The organism is Stenotrophomonas sp. FW305-C-20-S1, from assembly GCF_058783335.1.
On the sequence record NZ_JBYTEK010000002.1, the window covers coordinates 204484 to 216910 of the forward strand.

Consider the following 12427-nt stretch of genomic DNA (forward strand, 5'->3'; position numbering starts at 1 on the left):
CCAGCCGATACGGCGCCTACGCTTGTCTCCTCGGCAGCCACCACGGCCGCCCCCGCGCCACGGACCTGCCGGCGCGACTCCGCTCCAGAGCTGTCGCCCTGCCGGCGGTGCCGTGCAGGTGCAGAACCGGCGCTCTCTGGAGACGCAGCATGAACCAGGCACATTTCCCTCTCGACGCCGATCCGCAGGAAACCCGCGAATGGCGCGAGTCCCTGCAGGCGGTGATCGAGGCCGGCGGCCGCCCCCGCGCGCACTATCTGCTGGACCAGCTCGATGCACTCGATGTGCAGCAGCATGGCGACCTGCACACCCGCGCGTGGACCGCCTACACCAACACGATTCCCCCCCAACGCCAGCCCGCCTACCCGGGTGACCTGGCCATCGAGCGGCGGTTGAACGCGATGATCCGCTGGAACGCCATGGTGATGGTGCTGCGTGCCGGCAGGCATTCCAATGTCGGCGGCCACATCGCCACCTACCAGTCCGCAGCAGTCATGTATGACGTGGGCTTCGATCACTTCTTCCGTGGACGGACCGAAACCTTCGACGGCGACATGATCTACATCCAGGGTCATTCGGCCCCGGGCATCTACGGCCGGGCGTACGTGGAAGGCCGCATCAGTGCCGAGCAGATGGACAACTTCCGCCGCGAAGCCGGACGCGAGGGCCTGTCCTCGTATCCGCACCCGCGGCTGATGCCCGGGTTCTGGCAGTTTCCCACTGTGTCGATGGGCCTGGGCCCGCTGACGGCGGCCTATCAAGCCCGCTACATGCGCTACCTGGAATACCGGGGGCTGAAGCAGCACCAGGGCCGCAAGGTCTGGGCCTTCCTTGGTGACGGCGAAATGGACCAGCCCGAGTCGCTGGCGGCCATTTCGCTGGCCGGGCGCGAGCGCCTGGACAATCTGGTGTTCGTGGTCAACTGCAACCTGCAACGTCTGGACGGACCGGTGCGTGGCAACGCCAAGGTGATCCAGGAACTGGAAGGCACCTTCCGCGCCGCCGGCTGGAACGTGATCAAGGTGATCTGGGGCAGCGGCTGGGACGAGCTGCTGGCACGCGATCACAGCGGGCTGCTGCGCCAGCGCATGATGGAGTGCGTGGATGGCGACTACCAGACCTTCAAGTCGCAGAGCGGCGCCTACGTGCGCGAACACTTCTTCGGGCGCTACCCGGAACTGCTGGCGCTGGTGGCGGACATGAGCGACGACGAGATCTGGGCACTGGCACGCGGCGGCCACGATCCGCAGAAGGTATTCGCCGCCTACCAGCAGGCGGTGAACACCAGCGGTCGCCCGAGCGTGGTGCTGGCCAAGACGGTGAAGGGCTTCGGCATGGGCGAGGCCGGCGAAGGCCAGAACATCAACCACCAGCTGAAGAAGATGAGCGCCGACGCGGTGCGTGCGTTCCGTGACCGCTTCGACCTGCCGGTCAGCGACGGGCAGCTGGAAGAGATGCCCTACCTGCGCCCGCAACCGGGCAGCGCCGAGGCGCTCTACTTCGCACAGCGTCGCCAGGCGCAGGGCGGCCAGCTGCCGGCACGGCTGACCCAGGTCGATCCGTTGCCGCTGCCGCCGCTGTCCACGTTCAACGTGCAGTTGCAGGGCAGCGGTGATCGTGGCCAATCCACCACCATGGGCTTCGTACGCATCCTCACCACCCTGCTCAAGGATCCCCAACTGGGCAGGCTGGTGATCCCGATCGTGCCCGATGAATCGCGTACCTTCGGCATGGAAGGGCTGTTCCGCCAGATCGGCATCCATTCCTTCCTGGGCCAGCTGTACACCCCGCAGGACGCCGGCCAGCTGAGCTATTACAAGGAGTCCAAGGACGGCCAGATCCTGCAGGAAGGCATCAACGAATCCGGCGCTATCTGTTCGTGGATCGCAGCGGGCACCGCGTACAGCAACCACGGCCTGGCCACGATTCCGTTCTACATCTTCTATTCGATGTTCGGCCTGCAGCGCGTCGGTGACCTGGCCTGGGCAGCGGCCGACGCGCGCACCCGTGGCTTCCTGCTTGGCGCCACCTCCGGCCGCACTACCCTGATGGGCGAAGGCCTGCAGCACGACGATGGCCACAGCCACGTGCTGTCCTCGGTGATTCCAAGCTGCGTGTCCTACGACCCGACCTACAACTTCGAACTGGCAGTGATCATCCACGACGGCCTGCGCCGCATGTATGTGGACCAGGAAGACATCTACTACTACATCACCCTGCTCAACGAGAACTACCCGCACCCTGCACTGCCTGACGGCGCCGAAGCCGGCATCCTGAAGGGGCTCCATCTGCTGCGTCCCGCCGCTGCCGACAGCACGGCACAGCCTCGCGTGCAGCTGATGGGCAGTGGCTCGATCCTGCGCGAGGTGCTGGCCGCCGCCGATCTGCTGCAGCAGGATTTCGCCATCGCAAGCGATGTCTGGAGTGCCACCAGCCTGACCGAACTGCGCCGTGATGGCCTGGCTGCCGAGCGCTGGAACCTGCTGCATCCGGCCGACGAGCCGCGCGTTCCCTACGTGCAGCAGTGCCTGCAGGACCATGCTGGCCCGGTGGTGGTGGCGACCGACTACATGAAGATCGTCGGCGACCAGATCCGCCCCTTCATCAACGACCGGCGCTTCATCGCACTCGGCACCGATGGCTTTGGCCGCTCGGATACTCGCGAATCGCTGCGCACGTTCTTCGAAGTCGATCGTCACTTCATCGTACTGGCGGCACTGAAGGCCTTGGCCGATGACGGGCATGTGGAACGGGGCCTGCTGCAGCAGGCGATCGACCGGTACGGCATCGACACCGGCAAGCGCGATCCCGCCGCAGCATGACAGAACAGCAACGGCACCCGCAGAGCACGCTTCTGTGGGTGCCGCTGCATCACATCACTACGGCAACCGCTTGAACAGGTTGGTCTGCAGGATCGGCGTGCCGTCATGGCCGAAGAAGGCCTTGGTCTCGGTCATCGTTGAACGATCGGCGGCCACCGTGTACACGCGGGTGGACGCCGGCGCGCCATGATCGACCAGCTGCATCACCAGCGTATTCGGCGCCGGCAGTTTCAGCGTTGCCTGGTTGGCGCCGTAGCTGCCGGTCAGCGCCGCAGGCGTGCCATCCAGCGCCAGCGTACCGTCGGATTTCATGGTCTTGCCGTCATGCAGGACGATATCCACGTGCGAGCTCCACCTGCCCGCACCGGCATCCTTGAATTCCAGCACGACCTGTTGCGGCCGCTGCGCCTCAGGAAGAGCGGAAGTGGCGATCTCCAGCGACCAGCGGCCGAGCAGGGGCGAACGCAGAGCGTCGGCCGCCTGCGCCGTCGATGCCTGCAGCGAAAGAAGGGACAGCAGCACAGCAGAAAACAGCTTCATGTGAGTCTCCTGTCGAGTGAAGAACCGTCTGCGCAACGTGCACGATGGCCACACTACCCGGACTCTGCAGCCACCGGGGCAGGCGCGTAACGAACTGCGTCACAGTCCGGCAGTCCGATCCGGGGCCAGGCCCCACGGGGTGAGCATTCATCGAGGTGATTCCACCGCGCTCAGCCGTTCCATCCCAGCCCGCGCGGCTCGTTGCTGAAGCCTGCGGCCCGCAGCGCGTCCACCAGCGCGCCGCGATGCACCGGCACATCATTGATCCGTTCCAGGGTGAAGGACAGGCGCCGCCCCCGGCGCAATGCCACCGCCAGGGCCTGTGCAGCGGCAACCAGAGTATTGGCCGCATCCTCTGCCCCGCCCTCGATCCAGCTGGACAGTTGCCGCCCGCCCTGCGCCAGGTACAGTAGCAACCGGCCGTTGCCGATCACCACCATCGCACCGGAACGCCGCAGCGGACGTGCACCGGCCACCGGCTGCGGCCACGGCAGCAGGCTGCCGAAGGGATTGGCCGGATCCAGCGCTGACAGCGCGACGACCGACAGCTCACGCGGCACACGCTCGGACAGCTCGCGCAGATGGTCGATGGTGCCGCGCTCTGCAAACTGTGCTCCGCCCAGCCCCGCCACGAAGCGGCCACGCAGGACCTGCCCGGCATCTTCCATGCCGCGATAGACAGGCTGCAGTGCAGGGAACCCACCGGTTACCGCTTCGGTCATTGCCGCCGCCCGGGTCACCACCCGGTAGCGATCAAGCAGGCTTTCGCCCAGCGCCAGCGCCCGCACCGTGTCGTTGCTGCGCTCGCGGGGCAGCAACGACCATCGCCCCGCCAGGGTCGGCCCGCTGGCAATGGCCGGGTCCAGCGCCGTGGCCCGCGCGTCCAGCGTCGGCATGAAGCGGAAACCCCGCGTGCGCCGCGAGGCCGACGCAACGCGCGCCCGCTGCTGGCGCACACCGGCCAGGGCCCGCAACGGCGACCACAGGTCGCTGCTCACTTCGCCCCTCCAGGCCAGCTGCCATAGCGCCAGCTGGAAGTCCTCGGCCGCCGCCGCACTGCCGGCCAGGCGTGACTGCACCTGCGTGGCCAGCTGCCGCGCGAAGTAGGCACCGCCATCAGCCAGGACCTGCACGATGGCGTCCTGCATCGGTGTACGCAGCGCCGGATCCGCTTCCGGCAGCAGCGGCAACGTTTCGGCGGCATGGTCCTGCAGGTGCAGCGACACCAGGCCGTCGTCGTCACCCAGCCGCCCGTGCCCGGCCCACAGCGCCATGCCGGTGGCCAGCAGCTCATCAAGCAGGGCCGGTGCGTAGTCGCGCACCCGGGCCGGCAGGACCTGGTGTTCCCAGACCGAAACCGGCAGCGGCAACCCCGCCAGCTGCTCGACCACACGGGCAACGCCGTCGCTGCCCTCAAGCATGGCCGCAACGGCACCATTGCGGGTACGCCCGGCGCCGCCTTCCAGCAACACCCCCTGCCCCTCCAGCAGCAGGCGCACATAGGCTGCCGGTGGCACCGGCCGGGTGGCTTCACGTGCGGCCTGCAGCGACCGCAGGCGCAGACGCTGCAACACATCTTCGCTGACCCATTCGTGCACTACGTCCGGCGACGGATGCACCCGCTCATTTCCCTGCTGTCGCCGCGCTGCGCCGAAATTGCCACGCAGCACCCGCCCCTGCTCCTGCAGCCTTTCCAGCGCGCCGTCGACCACCGCCACACCCAACCCGAACCGCTTGGCCAGCGCGCTGCTGGTGAAGGGCGCATGCGTACGTGCGTGGCGGGCCAGCAGATCGCCGAGGGGATCGGGCATGCCTGCAAGAAACACGTCGGGCAGCCCGCCCGGCAGCGCCGTACCCAACGCATCGCGCACACGTGCGGCGTCCTCCACGGCGACCCACTGCGTGTGGCCGGCAATTGAAGCCGGGATGGCGCGCTGCTGCGCCTGCAGCGCTGCCAGGTGCACTTCCACGCATTCCGGATCGGACAGGCGCAGCGCCAGGTCCGATGCAGGCAACGGTCCCAGCTCGCGCAGCAGGTCGGACACGCCTTCCATGCCATGGGCCCTGCGCGCAGGTTCCAGCCGCTGCAGTTCACGTTCAACCTGATCGACCACCCCCGCATCCAGCAGCTCGCCCAGGTCTACCTGGCCCAGCAGCTCGGCGAGCAGGCCACTGTCCAGTGACAGCACCGAGGCGCGGCGCTCGGCCAGCGGCACGTCCGCCTCGTACATGAACTCGGCGACATAGCCGAACAGCAGATTGGCCGCGAACGGCGAAGGCACCTCGGTCGCGACGTCCAGCAACTGCACCTGGCCGCGTTGAACGCGTTGCATCAGCGCGTCCAGCGCATCCAGGTCGTAGACATCCTGCAGGCACTCGCGGGCGGTCTCGATCAGGATCGGGAACTCCGCATGGGCCTGCGCGATTTCCAGCAACTGGCCGGCGCGCAGGCGCTGCTGCCACAGCGGCGATCGACGCCCCGGCGTGCGACGCGGCAACAGCAGTGCGCGCGAGGCACACTCGCGGAAGCGCGCTGCGAACAGTGCCGAATGGCCGACCGCCGCGGTGATCGTGCGGCGCAACCGTTCCGGTTCGAACACGAACATGTCCGCCCCCGGAACGCGCCCGGTACTGTCGGGAATCCGCGCGATGATGCCATCGTCGCTGGCGACCACGGCCGGGTCGATGCCCCAGCGCTCGCGCAATCGTGCTGCCACCGCCAATGCCCATGGATCATGAACGCGGCGGCCATACGGCGAATGCAACATCACCCGCCAGTCGCCCAGCTCGTCGCGGCAGCGTTCCACCACCAGACGCAGATCGGTGGGCAGCACGCCCGTGGCCTGCCGCTGCTCGGCAACCAGACCGAGCATGTTGCTGATCGCGTTGGCGTCCAGGCCACTGGCCTGCAGGCGTGCGTGCAGCGCCTTCGCCGGGGTGTCACTGCTGTCGATGTGCGCCTCCAACGCGGCGAGAAACGCACCGATGGCCTGTCCCAGTTCGGCAGGGCGGCCGACACCTTCGCCACGCCAGAACGGCAGGCGCGCCGAACGTCCGGGTGCAGGCGTCACCACCACCTGATCGTGGGTGATCTGGTCGATCCGCCATGAGGTCGCGCCCAGCGTGATCACATCATTCACCCGCGACTCGTGGACCATCTCCTCGTCCAGCTCACCGACGCGGCGCGATCCGGCCCGCTCTTCTCCTTCAGGCAGCACCACGCTGTACATGCCACGGTCGGGAATGGTGCCGCCGCTGGTAACCGCCAGTTGCTTCGCACCAGGGCGAGCGCTGAGCTCACCGCTCTGCCGGTTCCATACCAGCCGCGGCCGGAAGCCGGCGAAATCCTCGGACGGATAGCGGCCGGAAAGCATGTCCAGCACCGCGTCGAAGGCACTGCGCGGGAGTGAGCGGTACGGTGCGGCACGGCGTACCCGCGCATACCAGGCATCGGCCTGCCACGGCTCCATCGCCACCGCCGCCACCGTCTGCTGGGCCAGCACATCAAGCGGGTTGCGCGGCGGAGCGATGGCCTCGATGCGTCCGGCCAGCATGCTGTCCACCACCACAGCGGCATCGATCAGGTCGCGCCGCGTACGCGGATACACCAGACCGCGGGACATGCCACCCACCTGGTGGCCGGCGCGACCAACGCGCTGCAGGGCGCTGGCCACCGACGGCGGCGCGGCCACCTGTATCACCAGGTCAACCAGCCCCATGTCGATCCCCAGCTCCAGGCTGGACGTGGCCACCACGCAGCGCAGTGCACCCGATTTCAGCGCCTGCTCGATCTCGCCGCGCTGCTCCTTGGAGACCGATCCGTGATGCGCGCGTGCAATCAGTGCCGGCGCAGCGGAGACCCGGTTGACCGTACTGCCGGTGAAAGAGCCATAGGCCAACCCGCTACCCGAATCGCCACGGATTGCGCCGTCTTCGCCACTGCGTCCGGCGTGCAGCTCGTTCAGGCGTGCGGTCAGCTTTTCGGCTACGCCACGCGAATTGGCAAAGACAATCGTCGAGCGATGGCGCAGCACGTTGTCGAGAATGCTTGCCTCCACGTGCGGCCAGATCGAGCCGATCCGCGCGCCGCCGTCGCGCTCCCCGGGCGTGCCCTGCGTAGCCAGGCTGGACATGTCTTCCACCGGCACCACGATGCGCATCTGAAGCTGCCGCGCCGAGCCGGGTTGGACCACGCTCACCGGGCGGTCGCCGCCCAGGAACGCCGCCACCTCGTCGACCGGCCGCACCGTGGCCGACAGGCCGATGCGCTGCGCCGGTTCGTGCAGCAGCGCATCCAGCCGTTCCAGGCTCAGCGCCAGATGCGAACCGCGTTTGCCACCGGCCACTGCATGGATTTCATCGAGGATGACGGTCTGTACATCGCGCAGGATCTCGCGTGCCTGCGAGGTCAGCATCAGGTACAGCGACTCGGGCGTAGTGATCAGGATGTCCGGCGGCCGCCGCACCAGGCCTGCACGTTCGCTGCTGGAGGTATCGCCGGTACGCAATGCGACGGTCAGCTGCACCGCCGGCTCGCCGCGTCGGGCGCGCTCGTCGGTGATGCCCTGCAGCGGCACCTGCAGGTTGCGCTGCACGTCGCTGCCCAGCGCCTTGATCGGCGACAGGTAAAGCACGCGGGTTCGCCGCACCGGCTTGGCCAACGGCGCTGCGCGCGCTTGCCGATCACGCTCGGCGAACAGCTGGTCGATGGCATGCAGGAATGCGGCAAGTGTCTTGCCCGATCCGGTTGGCGCGATGACCAGGGTATGTTGCCCGGCACCGATCGACGACCAGGCCTGATCCTGCACCGGCGTGGAGGCGTCGAACGCGGCACGGAACCAGGCCTGCGTCGCGGGATGGAAGCGCTGCAGCGGGTCCTGCGGGGAATCAGGCGGCGTCATGATGTGTCGATCATACCCAGCTGCGGCCCGTTGGCCGGACGTTCGCAGGCGCTGGTTGCATCAGGCAGCTGATCCGGGGTCGACGACAAAGGCCCGGAGCGTAGCCATCCTGCCGTCACCGAAACATCAGACGTCGCTGCAGGAAGGTAGCCTTCTTCGCACTGGTCATCGACGTGCTCCGCTCGGCGGTCATGCTGCGAACCTGGCACCACGATCGTAGGCCGCAGGTCACGCGACGCACAAAGAAAACGCCCGCAGATCCAGGATTTGCGGGCGTTCTTTTGCATCTGGCGGAGCGAGAGGGATTCGAACCCTCGATAGAGCTTTTGACCCTATACTCCCTTAGCAGGGGAGCCCCTTCAGCCGCTCGGGCATCGCTCCGGGGTTTTCTCCGCGTCTGGTGCGTTGCACCTCAGCGGGGCGTGAATCATAACGTTAATCACGCGCGAAGGTAAAGCCTTATTCCGCAGAATTTTCACCACCGGTGCTGCCGGCTTCGTCACCACGCTGGATGCGCTGGTAGATCTCTTCGCGATGCACGGCGACGTCCTTCGGCGCAGTGATGCCGATACGCACCTGGTTACCCTTGACGCCAAGCACGGTGACGCTCACCGAGTCACCGATCATCAGGGTTTCGCCGACGCGGCGAGTCAGGATCAACATTTTTTTAAGTCTCCATGGAACCGTGTGGAAGGGTATCCCCCACCGGCTTGACGCTCCGTCAAGAAGCGCGCCCACGACAAAGGGAAAAGATTCGCAATGGTACCGTCAGCCGTCCCGCTCCTACAAGGAGGGGGACGGCAGGGATTCATCACAGGCGGGGGCTGACCCATTCGACGACCGCAGCCAGCGCGGTAGCAAGGGCGGGCCCGTCCTCGCCACCACCCTGGGCGAGGTCCGGGCGTCCGCCGCCCTTGCCCCCGATCTGACCGGCGATATGGGACAACAGTTCCCCGGCCTTGACCTTGCCCATTGCACTGCCGTTCACGCCCGCGACCAGCGCCGCCTTGCCGTCCTGGGCACCGGCCAGCACGATCACCGCGTCGCCCAGCTGCTGCTTCAGGCGGTCCATGGCATCGCGCAGGGCCTTGGCGTCGAAGCCTTCCAGGCGGACAGCCAGAACCTTCACGCCGGCGACCTCGACGGCCTGGCCGGACAGGTCGGCGGTGGCGCCGGCGGCTACCTTGGCCTTCACGGCCTCCAGCTCGCGCTCCAGCTGCTTCTGGCGCAGGCCCAGCGCACGGATCTTTTCGACCACGTCGGCAGCACTGCCACCCAGCAGCTCGGCGGCCTCGGCCAGACGGGCCTCCTCGGCATCCACGTAGTCCAGCGCGCCCTGGCCGGTGACGGCCTCGATACGACGCACACCGGCCGAGACACCGCCTTCGGAGGTGATCTTGAACAGACCGATGTCACCGGTCCGGTTGACGTGGGTGCCACCACACAGCTCGGTGGAGTAGTCGCCCATCTTCAGCACGCGCACGTTCTCGCCGTACTTCTCGCCGAACAGGGCCATCGCGCCGAAGTCCAGCGCTTCCTGCATGCCCATGTTGTGCACTTCGGCGGCGTTGTTGGCGCGCACCTGCTGGTTGACCTTGCGCTCGATGATCGCCAGTTCCTCGGCGCTGATCGGCTGGAAATGCGAGAAGTCGAAGCGCAGGCGGTCCGGCGCCACCAGCGAGCCCTTCTGCTGCACGTGGGTGCCAAGCACTTCGCGCAGGGCAGCATGCAGCAGGTGGGTCGCCGAGTGGTTGAGGATGGTGGCGCCACGGCGCTCGCCATCGACCTGGCCGGACAGCACGTCACCGATCTTCAGGCTGCCCTGGGTGATCTTGCCGACGTGGCCATGGAACTGGCCCGCGAACTTCTGGGTATCGCTCACCTGCAGCTGTACGCCGGCAGCGGACAAGGTGCCGGTGTCGCCGACCTGGCCGCCGGACTCGGCGTAGAACGGGGTCTGGTTGGTCAGCACGATGACCTCGTCTCCGGCCTGGGCAGCTTCCACCGGGCGGCCATCCTTGAGGATCGCGACCACGCCGAGGCCGTCGGCCTGCAGGCGGTCATAGCCCAGGAAGACAGTCGGCTTGAGCGTGGCGACCAGATCGGCCGACAGCGTCACGCCACCGCCGAACTTGCCGGCGGCACGCGCGGTCTCGCGCTGCGTCTCCATCGCGGCGTTGAAGCCGTCAATGTCCACGGTCAGGTCACGCTCGCGGGCGATGTCCTGGGTCAGGTCGAGCGGGAAGCCGTAGGTGTCGTACAGGCGGAACGCGTCCACGCCCGGGATCACGCCATTGCTGACCTTGGCCGCAACGTCGTCGAAGATCTTCATGCCCGAGTCCAGCGTCTCGGCGAAACGCTCTTCTTCTGCCTGCAGGGCACGCACCACGGTATCGGCCTGTGCCGGCAGTTCCGGGTAGGCCTCGCCCATCTGCTCGACCAGGGTCGGCACCAGCTTGCTGAAGAACGGCTGGCGCACGCCCAGCATCCAGCCGTGTCGCAGTGCGCGGCGGATGATCCGGCGCAGTACGTAGCCGCGGCCTTCGTTGGACGGCAGCACGCCATCGACGATCAGGAACGAACAGGCGCGGATGTGGTCGGCGATCACGCGCAGCGACTTGTTTTCCAGATCAGCGGTTCCGGTCAGCTCCGATGCCTTGCGGATCAGCGCCTGGAACAGGTCGATCTCGTAGTTGGTATGCACGTGCTGCAGGATCGCAGCCAGGCGTTCCAGGCCCATGCCGGTGTCCACGCATGGTGCCGGCAGCGGCATCAGCGTGCCGTCCTGCTGGCGATCGAACTGCATGAAGACCAGGTTCCAGATCTCGATGAAACGGTCACCGTCCTCGTCCGGCGAGCCCGGCGGGCCACCGGCGATATGGTCACCGTGATCGTAGAAGATCTCGGTGCACGGACCGCACGGACCGGTATCGGCCATCTGCCAGAAGTTGTCCGAGGCGAACGGCGCGCCCTTGTTGTCGCCGATGCGGACGATCCGGTCTTCCGGAATGCCGATCATGTCGCGCCACAGTGCGTAGGCCTCGTCGTCGGTCTGGTAGACCGTCACCAGCAGGCGCTCGGCGGGCAGCTTCCAGACCTGGGTCAGCAGCTCCCAGGCCCAGGCGATCGCATCCTTCTTGAAGTAATCGCCGAAGGACCAGTTGCCCAGCATTTCGAAGAAGGTGTGATGGCGGGCGGTGTAGCCCACCTGGTCGAGATCGTTGTGCTTGCCACCGGCACGCAGGCAGCGCTGGACGTCGGCCGCGCGCACGTAGCTGCGCTTTTCCGCGCCCAGGAACACGTCCTTGAACTGCACCATGCCGGAGTTGGTGAACAGCAGGGTCGGATCGTTGCCCGGCACCAGCGGCGCCGACGGCACGATGGTGTGGCCTTTGCCCTTGAAGAATTCAAGGAAGTCGCTGCGGATCTGGGATGTCGTGAATTTGGCGGATGCGTTCATGGGGGCTGGCAGTCTGCGGGCCGGGGCCCGTGCCGCCGGCCGCAGTGGCCAGGGTCGAACGGACCGCCGAAACCCCAAAGGGTATCAGGCCCGGCGCCATCAGTCTCAGTCGTCCGGATCGTAGCGGGTCGCGCGGCGGATGCTGTCGCCATCGAAGCCCCGGCGGGCCAGCAGATCGGCGGCCTTGCGGCGCTGCGCGAGGTCCTGCGGACCGGCCTCACCAAAGCGGCGACGGACCAGATCCCGGGCATTCTCCGTCCAGTCGCCCTCGAAGGTATCCATCGCGGCAGTGATCTGCTCGCTGTCCAGCCCGTGGGTTCCCAGCTCGGCACGTACATGGATGGGGCCATAACCCGTATTGGCGCGCATGCGCACCAGATTCTCGGCAAACCGGGTGTCGTCCTGCCAGCCTGCCTCGGTCAGCTTGTCGACCGCCGCCTGCGCAGCCTCGTCCTCGATGCCCCGGGACGTCAGCTTGCGGGTCAGCTCCTTGCGCGAGTGCTCACGACGGACCAGCAGGCCCAAGGCGCGCTGGACAGGCGTCTGTTCGCGTACGCGGCGCTTGCGGCCAGGTGCCGGGGCGTCGGAATCGTTCATTCTCGCCTTCAATCAAATGCGCCGTCCCTGGCGCGTCCCCCGTCGGGGAAACCGAATCTGCAGGACAGGGCGACGTCACTGACGGCGCCGCCCTGCCCCACAGCAAG

General features: G+C 67.2%; 6 protein-coding genes and 1 tRNA gene. 1 reads left to right on the forward strand and 6 read right to left on the reverse strand.

The genetic code is table 11. The features are described from left to right. Positions 1–149 precede the first annotated feature (149 nt). Positions 150–2822 carry a pyruvate dehydrogenase (acetyl-transferring), homodimeric type gene (gene aceE, locus AC3WTC_RS02645; RefSeq protein WP_492710419.1) on the forward strand — a complete coding sequence of 891 codons (2673 nt, stop codon included), beginning with the start codon at positions 150–152 and terminating at the stop codon, positions 2820–2822. 57 nt (positions 2823–2879) lie between these two features. Here aceE and AC3WTC_RS02650 read toward each other — a convergent pair whose 3' ends face one another. The 6 genes from AC3WTC_RS02650 to recX form a co-directional block, all read right to left on the reverse strand. Continuing rightward, positions 2880–3362, reverse strand: a complete 483-nt coding sequence (locus AC3WTC_RS02650; protein WP_059063762.1) for a hypothetical protein — start codon at positions 3360–3362, stop codon at positions 2880–2882. 170 nt (positions 3363–3532) lie between these two features. Beyond that, a complete protein-coding gene (locus AC3WTC_RS02655; RefSeq protein ID WP_492710420.1) occupies positions 3533–8263 on the reverse strand; it encodes an ATP-dependent helicase in 4731 nt (1576 codons plus the stop codon). 288 nt (positions 8264–8551) lie between these two features. Next, a tRNA-Ser gene (locus AC3WTC_RS02660) sits at positions 8552–8644 on the reverse strand. A gap of 78 nt (positions 8645–8722) precedes the next feature. Then, positions 8723–8926, reverse strand: coding sequence for a carbon storage regulator CsrA (csrA, locus tag AC3WTC_RS02665; RefSeq protein WP_025878924.1), 204 nt, complete (start codon positions 8924–8926; stop codon positions 8723–8725). A 148-nt stretch (positions 8927–9074) separates the two neighbouring features. Next, positions 9075–11723: an alanine--tRNA ligase gene (gene alaS, locus AC3WTC_RS02670; protein WP_025878923.1), complete on the reverse strand. Its 2649-nt coding sequence runs from the start codon at positions 11721–11723 to the stop codon at positions 9075–9077. Between the two features lie 105 nt (positions 11724–11828). Next, on the reverse strand, positions 11829–12320 hold the full coding sequence (gene recX, locus AC3WTC_RS02675; RefSeq protein WP_025878922.1) for a recombination regulator RecX: 492 nt from the start codon (positions 12318–12320) through the stop codon (positions 11829–11831). Positions 12321–12427 lie beyond the last annotated feature (107 nt).